Consider the following 23,155-nt stretch of genomic DNA (forward strand, 5'->3'; position numbering starts at 1 on the left):
ATTAAAACATATACACGGTTTTTGGTTTCTATTCTGAATTTAATTCAGTAGAAATCAAGGCGATGAGTTTTAATAGATCAAATAAGAAAGACCTGGTGTAGTATCTGAAAGTCTTGGTAATAGTGAGGTGGGTCGTAAACTTCAGCTGTGGCGATTTCTTTGGCGAAAAAACCAGTTGAACTAAAGTGAATTAAGCTAAATATTGCAAATTCCACAGGGATATCGAGATCAAATTCAGCTTTGGAAAACTGAAGAACGTCTTGACCTTCTATAATCTCAACCTCATCACCACAACATTCTGACTTTTCTTCTGAAGGCATTTCCTGATGCATTTCACAAGTTTGTGCTTTAGATAAAATAGCTTTATCTATCATTATGTTTCCGCAATAGTGAGTTCCAACCGTAAAAGATAGGGTTGAAAATAGCACAAGAAGCGCTAATAAAAGAGAGGTTATTTTGGAAACGAATAAATTCACACTACAAAAGTATACATTTTTAATTGAAATTATTTTTCTTTAACAATAGTCTTTTGATAGTAAAAAGCTGGTAATAATATTATTACGAATATGGGTTGTATTAAAAACCGTCTGATATAAAAGATGACAAGATAATTTTCGGCTTCTATATCTGTGATGAAGAACCAAAATAGGGAGGTTAGAATCACATAAGCAAAGCCAAAAAAAGCTAAAGAAAATAAAATGGTTTTTGGGGAAGGAAATGCCAGCCAGATGATGGCTAAAGAAAGAATTGAATTTATGAGAAACCTCCAGCTTGTGGTTCCTATTACCTGCATCGTATTGAACTCTGGTGGTTCAGAGTAGCTGTACTCTGAGCTATAAAACTCGAGAAGTGGGTCTGAGAAAAGCTCATGTTCGAAAAAGCGAACAAGAGCCAATGCAACTACCAAAAGCCCCAGTAAACCATATCTCAAGAATTTATGCATTGTTATGGTTTTCATTGATTTTATAATTCCTGATCCAAAGGATCCAGAGCAAGAACACAAACCCATAAATAAAAAGAGGGAAAAGCGTTCCATGCATTAATTCTTTATGTTCTGGAATTTCATAAATACCAATGGTGAGTAAAGCGATACGCAAAACATTGAAAGCATAAATTAAAACACTCCCTGCAAAAATAAACAGTAAGGTAGATTTCCAGTCTTTTTTGAAAGCCAGAATAAAGCACAAAAAAAGGATGATGACACTCACGGCGTTACAGCCTTCTACAATTCTAACCACGTATTCTCCATTAAGACCTAGAAGCATAGAAGGATCGTAATGGCTCGGGATTGTTTTGGTTTCATACCCAAAGAAACTTATCAAACTCTCAGTTTGTAAAGCTACAATATGAGTTATAGGTTCAGGAAAATAGACTTCTGATACTACAGAATCCAGATAAAATTGATAAACCAAAGTTAGCACGATATAAGCCCCGAAGAAAACTCCGAGAAACTTAATCACTGCTTTATTTTTTTTAAAAATTTCCAATTTTTTGCTATTTCGATTTTGAACCATCAGAATTATCGATGAAATTCTTAAAAATATTTAACAAATTTATAGAAAATCAACCATTTGAAATGCTCCCATATTAAATACTTTTGTATAAAAATGACTACATGAACTTTGAAGCCTTAAAGCCAAAACTAAAAAGCATTATTTCTCAAGAGAATTTAGATATAAATCATAGACTTACAGAGGTTTGCGATCTTCTCCAGACACAGGTTGACACTTACGATTGGGTTGGTTTTTATTTTAAAAACGGGGATAAAAGAGAGCTTATTCTAAAAGCTTTTGCTGGCGAACCAACCGACCATACTGTTATTCCTTTCGGAAAAGGAATATGTGGGCAGGTAGCGGAGTCTAATCAAAATTTTGTGGTGGATGATGTTTCAGCCCAGGACAATTATATCGCCTGTAGTATCAATGTGAAATCTGAGGTGGTCATTCCTTTGTTTCTCAACGGGGAAAATATAGGTCAGATCGACATTGATTCCAACACCAAAAAAGCTTTTTCTAAAGAAGATGAAGACTTTTTAGCCTGGGTGAATACACAGGTTAGCCAACAGCTTGAAGCCTAATTAAATCACGTTTTTCTGTCTCGTTTCTTCAGTAAACGAGCTATATTCTGGCACTAATTTCTTTAGAATTTCAATGGATTTTAAAACGTTGTTGTTACATATTTGATTTTGAAAATTTTTGAGTAAAATCAATTTTTCACTATCGAAATCATAACTGGCTTTTGCTATCAGAATTTTCTGATGGTGTGTGGGCAGGGTATTTTCCTTGTCTGCTAACAGTTCTTCGTAAAGTTTTTCTCCTGGTCTTAAACCTGTGTAAATAATATCTATATCTTCGTAAGGCACAAATCCAGATAAACGAATCATTTGCATAGCCAGGTCAATGATTTTGACAGGTTTACCCATATCAAAAACATAAATCTCACCACCATTTCCCATTGCTCCCGCTTCTAAAACAAGCTGACAAGCTTCATCAATTGTCATGAAGTACCTTGTAATATCTGGATGGGTTACCGTTACAGGACCAAAGTTTTCTATTTGTTTTTTGAAGTGAGGAATCACAGAACCATTAGACCCTAAAACATTACCAAATCTGGTGGTTATAAACCTTGTCTGTATAGATCTATCTCTTGCTACAGATTGTATGTATATTTCGGCACTTCGCTTGGAAGCCCCCATAATATTAGTGGGGTTCACAGCCTTGTCGGTAGAAATGAATACGAATCGTGAAACCTTGAAAAGAACTGCTAAATCAGTCAGGTTTTTGGTTCCTAAAAAATTGACATCTAAAGCTTCTACAGGATTGGCCTCCATCATTGGGACGTGTTTGTAGGCAGCCCCATGGAAAATCAAATCTGGTTCAAATTCATCGAAAATAGCTTCCAGACGCTTATAGCAGCGAACATTAGCTATCACTTTTTCAAAATTCAGGTTGGGATGATTGGATTCTAATTCCAAACTCATGTGATGTAAAGGCGTTTCGGCCTGATCTAACAAGAGTATTTTTTTAGGTCCAAAAGGAATCAATTGTCTTACAACTTCACTTCCAATTGACCCGGCAGCCCCGGTCACCAGAATAACCTTGCCATTATAAATCGATTTTAATTTTTCTTTCTGAAGTTTTATAGGAGTTCTTTGAAGTAAATCCTCCAGGTTTACTTTTTTAATTTCAGAAGAAATAGATTCTCCATTCCAGTCCTGAAGGTCTGGTAACTTATAGATTTTAAGGTTGAGCTCCAAAAGCTTATTCAAGATATTGGACTCTTCAGGGGCAAGTTCTCTAAGTTTCTGACTGGATACTATAACTGAAGTTCCTCCTCTTATATTTTTATGTTCCAGTTGGTCCAGAGTCACTATGGGCAAGGTGAGGATTCTGGTTTTTTTCAATTTAGTAAGCTCACTTATAAAACCTACAATATCAAAACTCGTTCGTGAATCTGAAATAATGCTTTCTGCTAGCGCAACATCTGCCAGACTAGTTCCTAAAATATAAGCTTTAGTATAGGAAGAATCAGCATGAATGAGCTGATAAGCTCTTTTAACAACCACTCGGAATAAAAACAATAAAGAAAAAACAATAAAACCGTAGATGATAGCTCCTCCATTCACCAGCATTTTGGTTCCATAAACTCTGAATATCAATTCATTGATGAGAATTAGAGCAGTTACCGTAGCTATGGTAGTTTGAAGTTGCTTGATAGAATCTTTAAATCCAGTGTATCTAACGATTCCCGCGTAAGATTTAAAGATGATAAAAAACAAAACCTGAATGACGACAAGGCTTAAAAATTCCCAATCGAGGTGAATAAACTTGAGGCTTCCGTTACCAACGGATGATATAAGAAAAAATGTGGCTTGAGCTGCAAATATGGAAATGCAAACATCTATAATAAAGATGACACCTCTTGGCACGTAATTACGTGCTAAGCGCTTTAGGATGTTAAAAAAAGTACTTTTTAATTTAAGGATGAGTTTCATTTCAATTGGTTAAGATTCAAATGCAGTAACAAACTTAATGATAATTTAGACATTTTCCTGATTTTTTAAATTTACTCCTTAAAATTCCGCACTAATAAGAAACTTACTTTACTTTTAATTTCAAAATGTAGTTAGTTGTATTTGTTAAGAGTTATTTTGATAAGACATCTCACTCTAATCTTGAAACACACAGACACAAGGCTATAAGTTATGAGCTTGAAATATACGGATACAATTCTGTTTGCACTTTTTTTGAACAAAAAAAACTAGTAAATTTGGGAGTTGTGTTATTTTTTATTGTTAGGTGCAAATCATTTAAAAACAAAAAATTGGAAGTTTTGACAATTCATAATTTAAAAAAAATAAGTTTTAAGCTTCTTTTTTGTGTTTTTGCACTAACACTTGTCTCATGCGGAGGTGCTAAAAAAGCCAGACAAGCCAAAATTGAAAGAGCTAATACTGTAAATAATGTGGTCAATTATTCCAAAACTTATCTCGGCACACCCTATAAATATGGAGGCATGAATCCTTCCGGGATAGATTGCTCCGGATTGCTTCACCTCTCTTTTTTACGCTATGGTATTGAGTTGCCAAGAACTACCAGAAAAATGTCGAAAATAGGTGATCAAATAAAATTAAAACACGTAAAGGTTGGAGATCTTGTTTTCTTTAGAACATCCAAAACCAGCAGAAGGATAAACCATGTGGGGTTAGTGGTTCACCGGACACAAAAATCAATAGATTTTATACATGCCAGTTCTTCTCAAGGTGTGATGATATCCTCCATCAATAACCCGTACTGGAGAAAAAATTATGTAAAAAGCAGGCGAGTGATTAATTAACCTAGACTAACATCCTATGAAGTATACTAATCTTCCTTTACTGCAGGTTTGCTTAGTATTCTTTTTGGGGGTTTGGTTTGGTTTTACTGACTTTGGACTTGATTTTTCGACTTACCTGCTTATAAACTTATCACTTTTCGTTCTCTTCGTCATTTCTTTCCTGTTAACCAGGCCATATCCAGAATTGACATCTCTATTTACCCTTATGGCTGTTCTCTTTTTATTTAGCCTGGGAGCCCTAAATACTACAATACATTTACCAAAACATCAGGAAAATCATTTCACGCATCTCTTGTCAAAAGACTTAAGCAATGGTGGCTTTATCACTTTTGAAGGGGAAGTCGTTAAGCCTTTAAAGTCTAGTGCTTATAAAGATAAATATGAAGTCAGCTTGATTTCTGTGCAAGGCATAACCACCAAAGGCAACGTCTTATTTCAAATTCCTGTTTCAAACGAACTCTGTATTACCTCAAACTCAAAAATTTCAGGCTTCGGAAAACTGAATGTCTTTGAAGACCCTCAGAATCCTCAACAATTCAATTACAGGCACTACATGTTTACACAACAGATGAGCCATACCATCGACTCTGAGGCTGCTCAGATCAGAGTTGAAACACATTCCGAATTTAGTTTTATGAGCTTCGGAGAAAGAGCCAGACGCAAAATTCAAGCATCTCTGGATAAGCATGGGTTTACAAAAGACCAGATGGATATTATTCAGGCTTTACTATTAGGTCAAAAGCAAGATATAGACCCAGAAACTTATGATAGCTTCTCTAAGGCAGGTGTCGTTCATATTCTTGCTGTTTCAGGCTTACATGTGGGAATCCTTCTACTCATTTTACAATTTGTGACAAAAGGTTTACTGAGAGTAAAATACGGGAGGTTTTTACGAGAAATCTCTGTTTTACTGGGTATTTGGGGATTTGCAACTCTGGCTGGATTCACGCCGTCTGTTTTAAGAGCTGCGGTTATGTTTTCGTTTTTGAGCCTCGCCCTCAATTACAGACGAAAAACAAGTGCCATTAATACCCTGGCGCTTTCGGCTATTTTTTTGATTAGCATCAATCCCTATTTTATTTATCAAGTCGGTTTTCAGTTAAGTTACCTGGCAGTAATAAGCATAGTTACACTTCAGCCTGGGCTTTCCAAATTGTATCAACCCAAATTCTTTGCAGATCAGAAAATTTGGGACATCCTTACCGTAACATTAACTGCTCAACTAGGCGTTTTACCTGTAAGCCTGTATTACTTTCATCAGTTTCCAGGCTTGTTCCTGGTCAGTAATTTGGTAATTCTACCAGGGCTTGGGATTATTCTTGCCGGAGGGATATTAGTTATCGTCTTAAGTCTGTCAGGAATTCTACCAGACTTCTTAGCCTCTTTATATGGTCAACTCTTAGACCTTCTTCTAGGTTTTGTCAATTGGATTGCTTCCAAAGAAGGCCTTGTCTTTTCTGATATTTATTTTACAAAATCAATGCTTATCGCCAGTCTTGTTTTGTTTTTCAGCTTAGTGCTTTGGAATTCGAAACACAAATTATGGAGCTATTCTCTTCTGAATGTATCCCTGCTAGCCTTATTGGTTTGTATTTATCTTGAAAAACGGAGTCAACTTCAGCAGGAAGAAACTGTGGTTTTCCAAACCTACAGAAACTCACAACTCGGTCTTCTGAAGGGATCGATTCTGAATTTATATAGCGATAAGATTCAACCTAAAGACTCCATTAAAGATGCTTACCACATCAAAAATTACAAAACACTAAAAGGAATAGACGAAATCCAATTGTCTGGCTTTAGAAATATTTATAAGCTTAACTCAGCTGAAGTCTTGTTTGTTTTAGACAGTATTCCTGTCTATCCTAAATCAAACTTTCAGCCACATTACCTTCTTTTAAAAAACTCCCCCAATATCAACCTGGATAGGCTTATATCAGAATTGAAACCTAAACAAATCATTGCTGATGGAAGTAATTACAAAACAGATGTAGAACGCTGGCAGGCCTCAGCAAAGGAATTTGATGTAAAATTTCATTCCACCTGGGAAAATGGTGCCTTTGTACTACTTAAAAATTAGTTTTAAAATGTGCCTTCGAAATCAGCTTGATACTCCTGCCATGCTTTCTCTGTAGTTAAGTCTTTATAATCATCTGAAGCAATCATTTTGAGGTAAATCTCAAGCTGTTCTGCAGTTCTGTAGCCTACCACAGGGGCAATTACGTCGGATTCTTCATCAAAGAAAACAACCGTTGGGTATCCGGAAACCTTCAACGCATTAGCAAAGAAATGCTGTGCATTTCGCTTTCCCTTTCTCTCTGGTCTATAATTTGGATTGGTATATTCGAAGCCCTGATAATCCACTGTTTCTGTGCCTTCAGCATTAAATTTTACAGGATAAAAATGAGTGTTGACATAGTTTACCAAGTCTGGATTTGAAAAGGTGTTTTTGTCCATCAGTTTACAAGGCCCACACCAGTCTGTATAAACGTCTGCAAATATTTTTTTAGGCTCTTTTTTTTGAGCTTCCAAAGCTTCATTCATTGTCATCCATTCAATTTGTGCATGCGCGGAATGAAGCATGAAAAACATAAATCCTAAATACAAATACTTCATTTCTTTTATTTTACTTCATCATCTGCGATTTCGAAACCTTCGGCTTCGAGTCCTTCAATTTCTTTTTCTTCAGCACCATGAGTTAGACGTTTCAATGGCTTGAGTAACAATATAACTAAAATTCCAAAAGCAACTGTGAAAATCACAATACCCATAAAGGTTTTAAACTCGAGATCGGTTTGAAATTGATCTATAGCTATTACCCCGACATATTGCCCCTCTTTGTAATCAAACTTCAAATAAGTCAATAGCTTATTATCCCCAGAAGTTTCATAAGGTTGGATTCTGCTGAGTAATTCAGACTGGGATTTATCGCCTTCAAATGTAAATATAGAATTGATGTTTTTGCCAGTTTTTACTTCTTCAAAAACAACCTCGCCAGATGAATTTGAATAAAGCTGGGTTTCAATTGTAAAGGCTTTATTGTTTTTGAAAACCTCTTCCGCACTTTCATTAGCCACAAACTGTGAAAGCTGATTTTGTTCTGCACTAAGTTCAATTTCTATGCGTTCGGCTTGAGAAGATTCACCTATAATTCCTGCGACTTTGTTTCCCAGACCTGTAGCTGCAAAATAAAGTCCCATCATCAAGGCCCCGTAACGCAAAGGCGCCAGTTTCGTAATGAAAGACAAAGCGACAGGAGAGGCAGAAAGCTCTCCAATTGTATGAAGCAAGTAGGCAAAAATAAGCCAGTAAATAGCAGCTTCACCGTTAGCTTCGTACTGCAGAGTAGCAAATACCATAAAGACAAATCCAAGTCCCATGACAATCACCCCAATAGCCATTTTGAAAATTGAAGAGGCTTCCTTTCCACGTTTTTTCATCCAGGCCCAAAATAAGGCCACAGGAATACCAAAAATAATGATATAAGAAGGATTAAGCGATTGAAAGAAGGCCGCTGGTACTGTGTAATCGAAGACCGGTAAAAATCGATCTGTTTTTTGTTGTGCATAAATATTCAATAATCCTCCAGCCTGCTCAAAGGCTCCCCAAAAGACAATGACAATTAAAAAGGAAAGCAATAAGACAATGAATCTGTCTTTCTCAACTTTGCCGTTCAAATCCTCGTAAACAGTCATCATAAAACCTACCACAATCGATAAAAATATAAAAAAGACAATATAAGCACTGACTTCTGTATCCATAAATTGGATTGGAATTATAAAAGATAAAGCCAGGAGAAGAACAAGTACTGCAAGTGATTTTTTGGTAGAAAGCATGGTTTGAAAAATCTCTTTGATAGACACAGAGGGTTCGTTAGCAGAAATCAAACTGCTAGGCTTATTCCCTACATGAGTAAGGTACCTCTGACCAAATATATAAACCACCTGACCCAAAACCATTCCAATGGCAGCAAGACCAAATCCATAATGCCATCCATATTCTGAAGCGATATAGCCCACTAGAATCGCAGCAACAGCCGCCCCTACGTTTATACCGATATAAAATATAGAAAAGCCTTTGTCACGTCTTGCATCGCCTTCTCTATAAAGACCTCCAACCATGGTGGAAATGTTTGGCTTCAGCATACCAACTCCAAGAACGATAAGCAAAAGGCCTGTATAAAACGCCCAGTCCTGTTCAATAGACAACACCCCGTGTCCTGCTACCAGAAGCCATCCACCAATCATAACCGATTGTTTTTGTCCTAAAATTTTATCGGCTATAATTCCTCCGGGAATAGAAACCACATAAACCAGCATGGTATACCATCCATAAATAGCCAGCGCTTTTCCTTCTTCCCAGCCTAGACCAGGATTTTCGGAACTCACTTTGGCGAGCATGTAGAGGGTAAGAATGGCTCGCATTCCATAATAAGAAAAGCGTTCCCAAAGTTCTGTGAAAAATAAAATATAAAGACCTGCTGGGTGGCCAAATAATTCTTTTTGATGGGCTGGTTTTGTGTTCATATGTATTTATTCGTTTTTTCTTGTAGATTCTAGTTGCTGAATATCTAAAAGGTCTTTAGGTCGACCTGATTTTATTTTACTTGTAATTAAATCTTCATAACTTATAACATTCCATTTCAATAGACTTTCTCCCTTGGTCTTTGTAACTATGCTTTCCGAATAAGCCTCATCAAAACTTTTACCTATAGAAAATCTCGTGATTAATTCTAAATCCAAATCATATGGAGAAAATTTAACTGAAATATTTTGCGTTTTATCTATGACTTCTTTGGGGAACTGTTCAATTTCATAGCCCATCTCATTAAAAACATTTTTCAACTTATACATATTGTCTTCAGTGACATCTATCCAAAAATCAACATCTGCAGAATGTCTTTGATACCCATGAAAATTTACAGCGCCACCACCTATCATTATCATTCTCACCTCAAATTTATTGGCCAGCTTAATGAAGTTATCAATGTTTTCATTCCATTTCATGCTTATTTTTTCTTGTCTTTTTCAGTCAACAAAAAATTGCCTTTATACCGGTGTTCAAAGGAGCTTCTGGTTTTCACGGGTAAGCGGTTTATGGTTCTAGATAAGTCCAAAAACTTCATAAAACGTTCTTCGCCAGATAGGTTTAAAAAAACTTGCTGTTGTTGTTGTTTACTTTCTTTTTTTGTTTGAAACCTGATTTCCATTATAGGTTTTCTTTAATAAAATTTGTCATCAACGTATACAGATGAAGGCGTGTATTTCCTCCGTAAATGCCGTGATTTTTGTCTGGATAAATTCTCCAGTCAAACTGTTTGTTGGCCTGCACCAACGCTTCGATAAGCTGCATGGTGTTTTGAACATGCACATTGTCATCACCACTCCCGTGAACTAATAGATAATTCCCCTTATCGAATTCATCTACGTGGGTAATCGGTGAATTATCATCATAGCCTGAAGGGTTTTCCTGAGGAGTTGTCATATAACGCTCTGTGTAGACCGTGTCATAAAACCTCCAGCTGGTCACTGGTGCTACGGCAATAGCTGCTTTAAAAACGTCGTTCGCCTGAAAAATCGCATTGGTGGACATAAAGCCTCCGTAACTCCATCCCCAAATCCCTATTCTATCGCCATCTATATAGTCTCTTGCTCCAAATAATTTGGCTGAAGAAATTTGATCTTCGAGTTCGTATTTTCCAAGTTCCTTTTGAGTCACTTTTTTGAAATCCCTTCCCTTAAATCCTGTTCCTCTTCCATCTACACAGGCTACGATATACCCCTGCTGTGCGAGCATCTGATACCAATAGTCATTGGTTCCAAAAAACGTATTGGATACCGACTGTGAGCCAGGGCCAGAATATTGAAACATCAACAAAGGGTAGGTTTTTTCAGGATCAAAATTTGGTGGTTTTATCATCCAGGTATTCAATTCGTTGCCGTTGACTTCTAGTGTTGAAAGCTCCTTTGGCGACAAATTATACCCATCCAGCTTAGTTAGCAAAGCTGAATTATCTTTGATTTCTCTTACCAGCTTTCCGTTTTTCGCTTTGTGCAGCGTGTAAACAGCAGGTGTAGTTGTATTGGTAAATGTGTTGACAAAATACGTATAGTCCGCACTGAAATCTGCTCTGTTGGTTCCTGTTTTCCGGGTAAGTCTTACTTTATTTTTTCCGTTGGCTACTATGGAATAGACATCGCGATTCACACTCCCATTTTCTGTGCTTTGGAAATAAATTCGTCCAGACTTGTCATCAAAACCATAATAATTGGTCACCTCCCAGGCTCCATCAGTCACCTGGTTGATCAAGCTTCCATCTTCTGCATAATGATAAATATGCTTCCAGCCATCTTTTTCACTGGTCCAGATAAAACTGTTATCCTTTAAAAAAGTTAAGTCGTCTGTAACGTCTACATAAGCGTTATCCGTTTCAGTTAGAACCAATCTTGCCTCTTTAGTTTCAGCATTTATGAGATATAGTTTTATTTCATTTTGATGTCTGTTAAAGCTTTGAATGCTAAACAGATTTTCATCCTGAGTCCATTTCAATCTGGGCAGGTATTCATAAGCATCCAGACCTATTCCAGAATTGCTTTTGGACTCTAAATCAAAAAGATGAAGACTTACTTTTGCGTTGTCTTCACCGGCTTTAGGATATTTAAATACCTCCTGAGAGGGGTACAGGTCTTGGCCGTATCTTCCATATAAATCCATAGAAAATTCAGGAACTTTAGTCTCATCAAATTTCAAGTAGGCTATTTTGGTTCCGCCCCGGTTCCACTCAAAAGCACGCACAAAAGCAAATTCTTCTTCATACACCCAATCTGTAACGCCATTGATGATTTTGTTTTTCTCACCATCTGTGGTGACTTTCACTGTTGAATTCGTTTCGAGATTTTTATAAAAAATGTTGTTGTCTTTTACGTAACCAACTTTAGTTCCATCAGGTGAGAACGTTGGAGATTGAATTTTAGCATCGTCAAGTTGGGTCAATTTCTTAGACTCTAAATCATATACATAATAGATGCCCTTTGTTGAATGTCTGAAAATGGGCTCTACTTCAGTCCCTAAAATAACTTTAGTCTCATCCTTACTCAGGGAAAAGGTTTGAAAAATAGATAAACCTGGAATTGAATTACTACTAAAAAGAGTTGCTGTTTTTTCTCCGGTTTTATAACTAAAGACGTCAACCTTCATAGTTTGACTTGCTCTGTCATAATCCTGAACGATGTAAGACTTGCCATCTTTTAATGATTGCAGGTTTTGCATTCGCTCCTGACTAAACTCACCACTCCAAATGTCTTCTAAGGAAATGTCCTCTGTCTGAGCATGGATTGATATAAATGAGTTAGTCAAAAAAATGACGAATAAACTTAATATGATTTTTTGGGTTCTCATAGATTTTACTTTGGAGGTCAATTTTACTAAAAAAACATCAAAAATCGTTTACTTTTCTTACTAAAAACTCAAATGAAATGAGATTTCAAGAAGGTCTGATCAATAAAATCTATAAAAAGCATCAGAATAAAATAGTGATCTCCTGTTCAAGTGCTTGATAACTTATGAAGTGTATCTTTGTAATTCATTACTTAAAGAATTCTAATGTCACAAATATCTGGTTTTTCTAAGCTGTCCAAACTTCAAAAAATAGATTGGCTTACCACTCATTATTTAAGCGATTATCCGAAGGCCAAAACCATCATCAAGCAGTATTGGAATACTGATGAAGCCCTACAAAAGCTTCATGATGAATTTACTGAAAATACGATTTCTAATTATTACCTGCCTCTTGGTATAGCTCCCAATTTCAATATAGACGATAAGCTTTACGCCATTCCTATGGCCATCGAAGAAAGCTCTGTGATTGCTGCGGCTAGTAAGGCTGCTAAATTCTGGCTGGATAAAGGCGGTTTCAACACCAAAATACTTGGAACTACCAAAGTTGGACATGTACATTTCAATTATTATGGAGATTCAAAACAGCTCGAAGAATTTTTTAAAAACATCAAAACTCAATTTTTTGCGGCTACCACTTCCATCACCAGAAACATGGAAAAGCGAGGTGGCGGCATCAAGGATATTCAGCTCATCGATAAAACAGGCGACTTAGAGAATTATTATCAGCTCTACTGTACCTTTGAAACTGTGGATGCAATGGGCGCCAATTTCATCAATTCCTGTCTGGAGCAATTTGGTCAAACTCTTGAGGCCGAAGCTAGAGCTGATAAAGCTTTGGCTGCTGAAGGAACTTTTCCTGAAGTGATTATGTGTATTTTATCCAACTATGTTCCAGAATGCCTGGTCAGAGCTGAAGTCTCCTGTCCGGTTGCAGAGTTAGGAGAAACAAAAGCAGAAGCCGAACAGTTTGTGAAGAAGTTTTCTCGCGCTATAAAAATCGCAGAAATAGAGCCATACCGAGCTGTAACTCACAACAAAGGGATCATGAACGGCATAGATGCCGTTGTTTTGGCTACTGGCAACGATTTTAGAGCAGTGGAAGCTGGGGTGCATGCCTATGCTGCCAGAAAAGGACACTACAGCAGCCTGACCCATGTAAGGGTCGAAAATGGAATATTCAGGTTTTGGATTGAAGTTCCTTTAGCTTTAGGGACCATTGGCGGACTTACAAGCTTACATCCGCTTGTGAAACTTTCTATGGCAATGCTCAACCACCCCTCAGCCGAAGAGCTTATGAGGATTGCTGCAGTGGCAGGAATCGCTCAGAATTTTGCGGCTGTGAATTCATTGGTCACCACAGGTATTCAAAAAGGCCATATGAAAATGCACCTGATGAATATTCTCAATCAATTTGAGGCTAACGAAACCGAAAGAACAAAAGCTATCGAATATTTCAAAACGAATACCGTCACTCATTCAGAAGTGATTCATTTACTTGAAAAAATGAGATCGTAGTGGATAGTCAACATTTTTATAGTCACGGCAAACTTTTAATCACTGGCGAATATCTGGTTTTGGATACTGCCAAGGCACTGGCTATACCCTGTAAGTTTGGACAGCATCTGGAAGTAAAGCCCTCAAAAAGAGACTTTTCAACATGGGTGAGCTATGATTTTCAAAATCAAATCTGGTTACACCTTGAGTTTGATCTTTTAGACGTCATTACCCAGAAACTTCAAGGTAAAAATGATGTTGAACATCGGCTTTTTCAAATTTTGAGAGAAACCAGTCGACTTAATCCTGATGTATTTACTCAGAATTATGAGTTTAAGACTCAAATCGAATTTCCAAAAAACTGGGGGCTTGGCACCTCTTCTACGCTTATCGCTAACCTGGCAAAATGGGCTGACGTAAATCCCTATAAATTATTAGCCAAAACCTTTGGCGGAAGCGGATATGATATCGCCTGTGCAGATTCAGATTCAGCTTTGGTCTATGCTATAGAAAATGGAACTCCTAGAGTGGAAACCGCAGAAATTCCAAACTTTATTAAGCCTTTTATATACTTTGTCCATTTGGAGCAGAAACAAAATAGCAGGGAGGCTATAGCCAACTACAGGAAGGCAAAGCCAAACAGCCTAGGAGAATTTGTTTCAAAAATAAATAGCATCACAGATGAATTTCAGGAAGTAAACACACTGGAGAAAGCTCACAAATTGATAGCAAATCATGAAGAGTGTCTTTCAGAAATTCTTCAAATTGAACCTGTTCAATCCAGATTATTCCCGGATTTCGAAGGCAGTATAAAAAGCCTTGGAGCTTGGGGTGGAGATTTTGTAATGGCAATCTGTGAAGCAGACCCAACCTCCTACTTCAATAATAAAGCTTATAAAACCATCCTTAAATTCGAAGACATGTCTTTATAATAAAACGCCCTGTCACATGGTGTAACAGGGCGTTTTATTATTTCTCTTAATTCTGCTTCTTAGTAGACTAAGTGAATGTTTTTTTCAATCTCTTTGCTGTTCTTTAAAGCCTCAATGATTGGGCTGTTCCTTGGGTTAAGCAAAGTCCGTGTTCTTTTCTCGGTCTCTTCCTTGGCTATAGAACGGTAAGAAGGCAGCTGTTCTGCTTTATTCTTTTCTAATAGGTTTATCAAATAAACCCCTGAATCACCTTTTAGTGGTTGTGACACTTCGCCTACTTCCATGGCAAAAGCAGCACCAACAATTTTCGGCTCTCTACCACCACCAGGAATAATCGGGTTGCTCATATTTATAGATGTAGCTTTTTGTACAGTTTGTCCAAAAGCAGCTGCTACTGCAACAAGGTTATTGTCTTCGATCTGAGACATGATTTTCTCTGCTTGCTTGCGCTTTCTGAGGATAGGAGTGACAACAGCAGAAGCTTCTTCTGGTGACTTTAAACCTTTCTTTGTTTTCTTGGTCACTCTGGCAACGATATAGCCATTACCTGTGTCAAAACTCTTTACGTCACCGACCTTGGTTTCCCCTTCAAAGGCCCATTTCACAATAGATCTTTGTCTACCCACACCTGGAATGGTTTCATCAAGCTTATTAATACCGTTTACTGGTTTTACAGTTTTCTCGATAGCCACTGCTTCCTCACGGAAATCACCTTTTTTAGCGCCAAGTTCAAATTTAGTCGCTGAACGGTAAAGCTCATTTAAAGTTTTATCTGATGCTTCAACTCTTTTGGTCACTGTAGCCAACTTTACAACATCTTTTGGAGATGTTCTGTCTTCAACATAAATAACGTGGTATCCAAAGTCAGTTTCTACAACTCCATAACTGTTTACTCTAGCTTCTTCAAAAACATAATCGTTGAATTCTGGAACCAAAGCTCCGTAAGTAATCCAGTTTAAATTTCCTCCATCAGCAGCGCTTTGACGATCTGAAGAAAATTCAGCTGCCAACTCTGAAAATTTTGAAGAGTTCCTTTTCACGACAGATGTGATACTATCTGCAAGGCTTTTGGCCTCTTCTTTGGATCTTGTCACAGAACCATCTACACGAGTACCGTCGTAAGTTACAAGAATATGACTTGTTTGTACTGAATCTGGCTTTTGAGAGCGCTCAAGAAGTTTAGTCAATTTGTAGCTTTCATTTTCAAAGTAAGGACCATAAACTTCATTGATGTCTAAGTCTAAAATATCCTGAGCAAATTCACCACTCAAATTATATTCGAATACAAACGTATCGTTATAAGGTGTTTCTGAGTTTAATGCTAAAAACTGCTGAACGTCGTCTGTTGTCTTGAAATTTTGATCACCTTCAGTAACTAGTTTTTCAACCTCAGCTAAGATTAAAGTATTGTCTTCTTCTGAAGGCTCTTCTTCGAAAGATACGTATTCGATATCCCTTTTGGCATCTTGCTGAAACCGCTCTTTGTGATTGCTGATGTAAGATTTAATATCAGACTTTGTCACTTCAACTTCTTCGGCCTTATCAAAAGGAACTTTTACAAATTCAAAAGTAAGGTTATCATTTTCTTGATGGTAAATCTGTTGTCCTTCAAGCAGTGTAGCTTTTACCCCGGCTTTTATCATATTGAAATAAAGTTGGGACTTTGCATTGACTGCCATGGATTTCTCAAAATTCAACCATTGCTGGTATTGCTCAGGAGAAGTCAGTTTTAACTCTGCAATAAATTGCTTTAATTTTGCTTCATCAAAAACCCCTGCTTGGTTGGAAAATCTAGGGTCGCCAGCCAACTGCTGAGACATAACCTCTGTGATTTGATCTGCTCCAACTTCAAGTCCTAATTTTTCGAATTCTTGCTTAAGCAAGGTTCTTCTCAAGTTATTATCCCAGGCTTGTTTTGCGGCCTGAAGAGTGCTTATCCTTCCTTGGCTTTGCTGAACAATGCTTTCAACTTCTGCAGCAAAGCCTTCTCTCGTTATTTCTTCATCACCAATCACACCCACAGCGCTGGTTGCTTTATCTCCAGAAAAACCGCCGTTTTTGAATAAGTCTGTAAGCACAAAAGCAAATAAAGCTAAGGCTATGATGACTATGAGGAAAACTGTGCGTTCTCTAATTTTACTAAGTATTGCCATTTTAGGGTATTTTAAGAAATATTGGGGGCGAAAGTAAGATAATTAGCCCATATATAAAACCTTGTTGTTTAAAATATTTAATTCGTTGTATGCAGAAGTGAACGTGTGAAGAATAGGTTTAAATTTTTAATCACCAGTATTGACTTTAATAGACACCAAATCAATTTTCTTGTTGGAGGCTTCCAGGATTTTTATCTTGAATTGGCCTATAATCACATCCTCTCCTACTTCGGGGATTTCCTCTGTTGTATTGACGATCATTCCGCCCAGGGTTTCATAATTTTCATTTTCCGGAAGATTGATGTCGTACTTTTCGTTGATGTAATCCACATCTAATCTGGCAGAGAATTTATACGCATTTTCTCTGATGATTTCTTCCACTAAAATGACAGAATCATGCTCGTCTTCAATCTCTCCAAATAGCTCTTCTACAATATCTTCAACAGTCATCATACCACTGGTCCCACCGTATTCATCAACTACCACAGCTATGCTTTTTCTTTTTTTAATAAGTACATTTAGGATTTCCTTTACAAGCATAGTTTCGGGGACAAAAACAACAGGCATCAAAATGCTTTGGATATCTTGAGGCTGGCGAAACATCTCAAAAGAATGAATGTAACCCACAATATCGTCGTTGCTTTCTTTATAAACCAATAGTTTAGAGAGCCCCGTTCTCGTGAATATTTCTGTAAGATTTTTAGTGTCCTCCGAAATATCTATCGCTACAATTTCATTGCGAGGAATCATGACCTCACGTGCTTTTACTTCAGAAAATTGTAAAGCATTTCTGAAAATTTGGATTTCAGAATCTATATCTTCCTTAGACCCTACAGTTTCCATCTGTTCACTGATGTAGTCCCCAAGTTCGACCTTGCTGAAATTTAACTGAACTTTGTCTCCCTCCATTTTAAAAACTTTTTTCAAAATGAAATCAGAAATCCAAATGACGAAACCAGAAATAAAACTGAATAAATAATAGAATATAAAAGCTGGTATACTAAATACTTTTAGAAGCACATTGGCATAAATTTGAAAAAACACCTTTGGAAGAAATTCAGCGGTAAATAGAATGACTAAAGTCGATATCAAAGTTTGAGTGAACAAGCTCGCATCGGTAATAAAGTAGCTTAAAAATTCATTTTGAACTGGCTGCATACTTATAAACCAATTCATGATTAAATCTCCCATGAAAAACCCATAAACCACCAAGGCGATGTTATTACCAACTAACATCGTTGCTATAAATTTAGAGGGCTTTTTGGTCAATGTTTTTAAAACACTGGCGATTATATCAGTTTGATTTTTCTGAAGCTCTATGTGAACTTTATTGGCAGAGACAAAGGCAATCTCCATCCCAGAAAAAAAAGCTGAAAATAAAAGACATGAAATGATAATAAGAACTTCTGTACTCATTATTTTTTATTTTTATTTTCCATTTTTTTTCTGAAGCGCCTTTTGAAGAAAAACATAAACATGGCTAATACAGAAAAGAACAGGTATAGGTAAGCTCTGCTTTCGCTTTCTGCCCATATCCGAATAGCTTCTATGATAAAGAAAATTGCAAAAGCGATATAAGCAAACTCAAAGTATTTAAAATATTTCATCAGTCTTGTATGTATTGGATTCCTGTATTTGTTCTCGAATTGAAAGTACTAAATTTCTGGTCAGAATCAAAGCCTTCACCCTCGTTTCTAGCACCATTGGATAATTGTAAATTATACGTATTGTCTGTAAATAACCATTCCTGCTTTTGGTCCCAGTAGAGTTGAGGACCCGTCAAAATCACACTATCTGAAGTAACAATTTTTACATTTTTTCTCAGGTCTATCAATCCTGTTTCTAAATATTGGATAGCATAGTCTGAAGTAATGGTATTCTTGCTGGAGTCTTTTTCAAAAAAATCAAGTTCTACACCCTGTGGAAATTCTCTAAAAGGAAATTCTCTATTGGAAAAATCGAGCATCTCCGGGCTTCTTAAGTTAGCTTTTACCGACCCGCTATCTGTATAAAAGAGATTGAGATTGTAAACTTTGGATTGTGGCTCAAGGAAATCTTTCTCCATTTCCTTGACATTCTTTAGATTGCCCTCACAAGCAAAAAGCATCGCTGTAAAAAAACTTACAGCAATGCTTTTGTATAAAAATGATTTTTGAATAGTCATTCTAGATGTTTGGAACCACTACACTTTCCCTTATCCAGCAATTTGAAAATGAGATTTTTCTACCTGCAGCTTCTTCTTGAAAGATGTCAGATTTTTGTGGAGCTCTTGCTTTGTAGCTTTCTGCAGTTGCATCTGCATTAGAGCTAATAGATGGATCCACAATACCTGCTCTAGTTGCATAATCTGCTGCCAACCAGTAAACTGCTCTTTTTTCAAAAACTGTTTTACCACAGTCGTTTGCACTCTTAGCATACATGTCTGCAATCTTCAGATAAGCTATACCTAAAGAAGGTTTACTATCTAGTGCTCTTCTATAATAACTTCTAGCCTGAGAATAGTTTCCTCTGTCTTTATAATTATTGGCTATTCTGTAATATATTCTAGACTTTTTGCTTTTGCTAGTTTCAAGTTCTGCAGCTTCATTAAAATACTCCAAAGCTTTAGCTCTGTTTCCTTCAGCTTCTGCCAACTGACCTAAAGAATAGGCTGAGTTTGCAGATGGTTCTTTTTTGTGTAAAGCTTCAGAAACTTTAAAGAATAGTGGATCTTCAGTACAGTCTTTTGCAGACAATCTGGCATTGGCATTTCTTAACCAGCTCACGTCAGATTTTTTCTCATCAAACTCTTTATTGTATAAAGGAATCAAATTATCACAATCTGCTTTAGATCCTAATAAAGAATTTACACTGCCTTTGATTTTTGTATAGTTTCTTAGGTAGATTTCAGAATTTTTAAGTATTCTGGATTCTCTTGAGGTCAATTCTTGCTGAGACTGTTTTTTTTCAATTAAAGGCTGAGCCTCTGCAGCTTTGTCGTTTTCCTGAATTTCTATGAGCTCAATTACTTCATCGTACTTATCGAACAAAAACTGAATGTCTCTCTCTCCTGTATCATTAAGATCGTTAGCCGTTCTAAAGTAAGCATAGATAGCTACAGGTGAAGAAAAGTTATCTTTGTCTGCCTCCGCAACATCTTCAAAGGCTTTAAGCCTTTCTTCCAGAGTGCCTATTTCATGTTTGTACTTGATCATAGCAACATCAGCTAACATAGCTCCTTCCTTGGTGTCGTTTGGAAAATTTTCCAGACGCATCATTTGGTTGTTGATAAATTCTTGTATCAACTCTTGTTTTCTTTCTTCAGTTTCAGCTACATCTATCATTCCTTCAAGCATTTTTTCTCCACGCTTGTAAATAAGGATGTGGTAATCTGAACAGTTTTTCAGCAAATCCTTATACTTAGGATAAGCATCGCTAAAGTTTTTTACTTTGGCACTTTCGTTAAACAAACTAAGTGTCACTCTGCAATCCTGAGCACTTGCTACGTTAAAAGCAAACACTAATCCTAAAAGTGTAAAAGCAATTTTGAACTTCATAATTTTAAGTATTTAATTATATTTAGATTTAATGAACCATTTGTCGTTGAAAGAGAAACTCAAAAATACACTAATGAAATTTTCTTGTATCAAATTATTTGAGGTTGTGCCTCTTTCAAAATATTCAACTCCTAAGTTGGCATTGGTAAAAACCCGACCGGCAGGTAAACCTAAACCAAATGATATGCCAAACTCATTTATATCCTCACCTTTATATTCCAAACCACTCTCTTCATACCTTATTCCAGCCCTGTAAACTATTCGTTTAAAGTAACTTACAGGATCATTGTAACGTGGAATATAAAAGCCACCTAATCTTAACACATTGGCTTTTTTCTGAATTACCTCCGTTCCAAAATTGAAGCCTAGGTTAGAAAAATCTCCAGCAGTGTAGTTTTCATATTCTAAACCTACAAACCATTTCCTTTCCTGGCCAAGACCTAAACCAAAGGCATACAATTCCGGCAGTTCGATTTCAGTTTCTGCGGGTTCTATTTCAATTTGATTAACAACAACCTCAGTCTCATTCTGCCCAAGTTGAATAGTTGCCAGCTCTCTTCTTCTGTTTACATTCAATGATGACCCTGTTTCATACCTTCCAGAAGTCTTTAAGGTCAATTTCTCAGAAAGCTTTAAATCGTAAAATACTCCAGTTTCAAAAGAAAATCCGCTTATATCTGTAAAATTGATTTCTCTTGACGCATACTGTACCTGATCTCTGAAAATGACGGCTTTGTTTTCTAAGTCCCCAAAGTTATAATTGGCAGTAGCGCCAAGCCTAAAGTTTTCGAAGGGCTCAAAACCAGCTGAAAAATAAACGGTGTTAAAACCTCCACGCCCTTCAAATCTCGAAATGCGCGTAGCTGTTCTTTCTTCCAGTTCATAACCCACTGCGCTTCTTGGTTTCACGCCAAAACCTACGCCAAAGTTATTAAAGGGCAATCCAATCGCTAAATAATCAAACGTAAAGTAATCAATATCATCAGAACTGGAATTGGTTTGTAGCTCTACAGAGTTGGAAGTTGCTCCAGCGGTAAATGCAGTTAATTCCAAGTCTGCATAAGCGGCAGGATTTTTAAGGTTGAGGTGAATACTATCTGAAAACATGCCTAAACCACCCATGGACCTGTTTTCAACAGTTCCTCTAAAACCTTTGGCTCCTATGCCTAAAAATGAATAAGGTGATGAGGAGCCTTCCTGAGCTGAGCTAGAAGAGACTGCTATAAGTAGTATCGAGAAAAAAAGAATAAATCTTGTGAACATTAATTTGAGTTGAGTTGTAGAATTTTATTTAATCCTTTCAATAAAAAATTAGAAGTCGCAAATATGCTATTTTTTATAGATGCTGACAACAATTTATAATCTCCCCCTGTTAAAACAACTGTTAAATCTTCATAATCAGCTAGATAATCTTCAATATACCCGTCAATTTCATAAGAGATTGACTTACAAACTCCAATTTGCATCGCTTCTTTGGTAGATTTACCTATATATATAGGGGGCTGAAAGGTTTCTTTGACTAAGGGTAACTTTTTGGTAAACGTATGCATGGCTTTATATCTCATTTGTAAGCCTGGAGATATCGCTCCTCCCAAATAAACCGACGTTTCGTTTATGAAGTCATAGGTAATGCAGGTGCCTGCATCTATAACCAATACGTTTTGCGAAGGATAGAGGTAAGCTGCCGCTGCCACCAGCGCCATTCTATCTAGTCCTAAAGTTTCTGGCGTTTTGTAATCATTGATGAAATTCACTTTGCTGTGATGCGTAAATTCTAAAAGATCTACATGTTCTGTAAGCAGGTTTTCAAAGTTAGCTGTGACTTCACTTGTAGAAGAAATAATAGCCTTGGATAATTTAGGATAAGACTCTAAAATCTTCAGAAGAGATTCAACTGCATTTTCTAAATGAGTTGCACTCTTTTCTATGAGCTCATCTCCTTTAAAAACGGCAAATTTGATTTGGGTATTCCCGACGTCAACGACTAAGTTCATATCTAAATTAAAGCTCAAAGATAAGTATAAGAATAATTCATCTTTTCTTTTGTTTAATTAAATAATGGTTTTATATTTGCATCCGCAATAAAACTGGTGCCTTAGCTCAGTTGGTAGAGCAAAGGACTGAAAATCCTTGTGTCCCTGGTTCGATTCCTGGAGGCACCACCTTTTAAACCTCAACTTTTACTAGTTGGGGTTTTTTTATGCGTGAAAATATGTCTCCCTGGTTCTCCCCAAGGCGTTGGGGACTGGAGGCACCACCTTTTAAACCTCAACTTTTACTAGTTGGGGTTTTTTTATGCGTGAAAATGTGTCTCGCTGGTTCTCCCCAAGGCGTTGGGGACTGGAGGCACCACCTTTTAAACCTCAACTCTTACTAGTTGGGGTTTTTTTATGCGTGAAAATATGTCTCGCTGGTTCTCCCCAAGGCGTTGGGGACTGGAGGCACCACCTTTTAAAACTCAACTTTAAGTAGATGATAACCTTAAAAAAAAGAGCACACATAATACTAAATCTATCACATGGTTTCTTAGAACCCTGTATTCTAAATATACCTTTAAAACACACATTCCTTTAGCTACTATGCCTACTTACGCCTGAGCAAAAGACCCACAATTAGTACCACGACACTTATGACCACCGGAGTCCAGTTGGCAGAACTTACAGCGACATCTACGCCCAAAAGGTTGAAGCTTTCAGAGTCCTCTAAGGCCCGAATGCCAAAGACAATAGTTCCCAGTATTCCGGCTATCAATAAAATAGTTCCAAGTAATTTCATGGTTTTTTAATATTTATTTATTTAAGATAGGCTT

The 23,155-nt window shown here is 36.9% G+C and carries 21 protein-coding genes and 1 tRNA gene; 6 read left to right on the forward strand and 16 right to left on the reverse strand.

All coding sequences use genetic code 11. The features are described from left to right. Positions 1–77 precede the first annotated feature (77 nt). From LB450_RS11595 to xrtF, 3 genes are read right to left on the reverse strand one after another with little or no spacing between them, the layout of a single operon-like run. Positions 78–476: an HYC_CC_PP family protein gene (locus LB450_RS11595; RefSeq protein WP_407692576.1), complete on the reverse strand. Its 399-nt coding sequence runs from the start codon at positions 474–476 to the stop codon at positions 78–80. 29 nt (positions 477–505) lie between these two features. Further along, positions 506–943, reverse strand: a complete 438-nt coding sequence (locus LB450_RS11600) for an exosortase F system-associated membrane protein (protein ID WP_407692577.1) — start codon at positions 941–943, stop codon at positions 506–508. Next, positions 936–1,514, reverse strand: a complete 579-nt coding sequence (gene xrtF / locus LB450_RS11605) for an exosortase family protein XrtF (protein WP_322962782.1) — start codon at positions 1,512–1,514, stop codon at positions 936–938. Before xrtF ends, LB450_RS11600 begins: the two co-directional genes overlap by 8 nt. A gap of 101 nt (positions 1,515–1,615) precedes the next feature. Between xrtF and LB450_RS11610 the strand changes: the two genes are divergently transcribed. Continuing rightward, positions 1,616–2,077 (forward strand): GAF domain-containing protein, encoded by a 462-nt coding sequence (locus tag LB450_RS11610; protein WP_224488919.1) that lies wholly within the window; start codon positions 1,616–1,618, stop codon positions 2,075–2,077. Here LB450_RS11610 and LB450_RS11615 read toward each other — a convergent pair whose 3' ends face one another. Further along, a complete protein-coding gene (locus tag LB450_RS11615) occupies positions 2,078–3,994 on the reverse strand; it encodes a polysaccharide biosynthesis protein (protein WP_224488920.1) in 1,917 nt (638 codons plus the stop codon). A 329-nt stretch (positions 3,995–4,323) separates the two neighbouring features. On the opposite strand from LB450_RS11615, the gene LB450_RS11620 reads away from it, so the two are divergent. Together LB450_RS11620 and LB450_RS11625 are read left to right on the forward strand one after the other, a co-directional pair. Continuing rightward, a complete protein-coding gene (locus tag LB450_RS11620; protein WP_224488922.1) occupies positions 4,324–4,836 on the forward strand; it encodes a C40 family peptidase in 513 nt (170 codons plus the stop codon). Positions 4,837–4,852: 16 nt separating this feature from the next. Continuing rightward, the gene (locus LB450_RS11625) at positions 4,853–6,913 is read left to right on the forward strand and encodes a ComEC/Rec2 family competence protein (protein WP_224488924.1); all 2,061 of its coding nucleotides are present in this window, start codon (positions 4,853–4,855) and stop codon (positions 6,911–6,913) included. 2 nt (positions 6,914–6,915) lie between these two features. Here the strand turns inward: LB450_RS11625 and LB450_RS11630 are convergent, their stop codons facing one another. The 4 genes from LB450_RS11630 to LB450_RS11645 form a co-directional block, all read right to left on the reverse strand. Next, on the reverse strand, positions 6,916–7,449 hold the full coding sequence (locus LB450_RS11630; protein ID WP_224488926.1) for a thioredoxin family protein: 534 nt from the start codon (positions 7,447–7,449) through the stop codon (positions 6,916–6,918). Between the two features lie 5 nt (positions 7,450–7,454). After that, positions 7,455–9,359 (reverse strand): peptide MFS transporter, encoded by a 1,905-nt coding sequence (locus tag LB450_RS11635; protein WP_224488927.1) that lies wholly within the window; start codon positions 9,357–9,359, stop codon positions 7,455–7,457. 6 nt (positions 9,360–9,365) lie between these two features. Next, entirely contained in the window at positions 9,366–9,839 is a 474-nt protein-coding gene (locus LB450_RS11640) for a DUF6036 family nucleotidyltransferase (protein WP_224488929.1), read from the reverse strand. Between the two features lie 202 nt (positions 9,840–10,041). Further along, the gene (locus LB450_RS11645; protein WP_224488931.1) at positions 10,042–12,231 is read right to left on the reverse strand and encodes a S9 family peptidase; all 2,190 of its coding nucleotides are present in this window, start codon (positions 12,229–12,231) and stop codon (positions 10,042–10,044) included. Positions 12,232–12,435: 204 nt separating this feature from the next. On the opposite strand from LB450_RS11645, the gene LB450_RS11650 reads away from it, so the two are divergent. Both LB450_RS11650 and LB450_RS11655 read left to right on the forward strand, forming a co-directional pair. Continuing rightward, on the forward strand, positions 12,436–13,746 hold the full coding sequence (locus LB450_RS11650) for a hydroxymethylglutaryl-CoA reductase, degradative (protein ID WP_224488932.1): 1,311 nt from the start codon (positions 12,436–12,438) through the stop codon (positions 13,744–13,746). Then, entirely contained in the window at positions 13,746–14,657 is a 912-nt protein-coding gene (locus LB450_RS11655; RefSeq protein ID WP_224488934.1) for a GYDIA family GHMP kinase, read from the forward strand. Before LB450_RS11650 ends, LB450_RS11655 begins: the two co-directional genes overlap by 1 nt. Before the next feature lie 59 nt (positions 14,658–14,716). Here the strand turns inward: LB450_RS11655 and LB450_RS11660 are convergent, their stop codons facing one another. The 7 genes from LB450_RS11660 to LB450_RS11690 all read right to left on the reverse strand — a co-directional run bounded on the left by LB450_RS11660 (position 14,717) and on the right by LB450_RS11690 (position 22,340). Continuing rightward, positions 14,717–16,810, reverse strand: coding sequence for a peptidylprolyl isomerase (locus LB450_RS11660; protein WP_224488936.1), 2,094 nt, complete (start codon positions 16,808–16,810; stop codon positions 14,717–14,719). 126 nt (positions 16,811–16,936) lie between these two features. Next, complete coding sequence (locus tag LB450_RS11665; protein WP_224488938.1) at positions 16,937–18,226, reverse strand: hemolysin family protein; 1,290 nt, start codon at positions 18,224–18,226, stop codon at positions 16,937–16,939. Then, complete coding sequence (locus LB450_RS11670; protein WP_224488940.1) at positions 18,226–18,417, reverse strand: hypothetical protein; 192 nt, start codon at positions 18,415–18,417, stop codon at positions 18,226–18,228. Before LB450_RS11670 ends, LB450_RS11665 begins: the two co-directional genes overlap by 1 nt. After that, complete coding sequence (gene lptC / locus LB450_RS11675) at positions 18,417–18,974, reverse strand: LPS export ABC transporter periplasmic protein LptC (RefSeq protein WP_224488942.1); 558 nt, start codon at positions 18,972–18,974, stop codon at positions 18,417–18,419. Before lptC ends, LB450_RS11670 begins: the two co-directional genes overlap by 1 nt. Before the next feature lies 1 nt (position 18,975). After that, on the reverse strand, positions 18,976–20,346 hold the full coding sequence (locus tag LB450_RS11680; protein WP_224488944.1) for a tetratricopeptide repeat protein: 1,371 nt from the start codon (positions 20,344–20,346) through the stop codon (positions 18,976–18,978). Positions 20,347–20,358: 12 nt separating this feature from the next. Then, positions 20,359–21,609, reverse strand: coding sequence for a lipid outer membrane transport protein FadL-like protein (locus LB450_RS11685; RefSeq protein ID WP_224488945.1), 1,251 nt, complete (start codon positions 21,607–21,609; stop codon positions 20,359–20,361). Beyond that, complete coding sequence (locus LB450_RS11690) at positions 21,609–22,340, reverse strand: type III pantothenate kinase (protein WP_224488947.1); 732 nt, start codon at positions 22,338–22,340, stop codon at positions 21,609–21,611. The genes LB450_RS11685 and LB450_RS11690 overlap by 1 nt, the downstream gene beginning before the upstream one ends. A gap of 95 nt (positions 22,341–22,435) precedes the next feature. Here LB450_RS11690 and LB450_RS11695 point away from each other — a divergent pair. Further along, positions 22,436–22,508 (forward strand) — tRNA-Phe (locus LB450_RS11695). A 421-nt stretch (positions 22,509–22,929) separates the two neighbouring features. Here the strand turns inward: LB450_RS11695 and LB450_RS11700 are convergent. Next, positions 22,930–23,121 carry a hypothetical protein gene (locus LB450_RS11700; RefSeq protein ID WP_224488949.1) on the reverse strand — a complete coding sequence of 64 codons (192 nt, stop codon included), beginning with the start codon at positions 23,119–23,121 and terminating at the stop codon, positions 22,930–22,932. Positions 23,122–23,155: the final 34 nt, after the last annotated feature.

It is taken from the genome of Psychroflexus curvus (assembly GCF_020164585.1).
Lineage (GTDB): Bacteria > Bacteroidota > Bacteroidia > Flavobacteriales > Flavobacteriaceae > Psychroflexus > Psychroflexus curvus.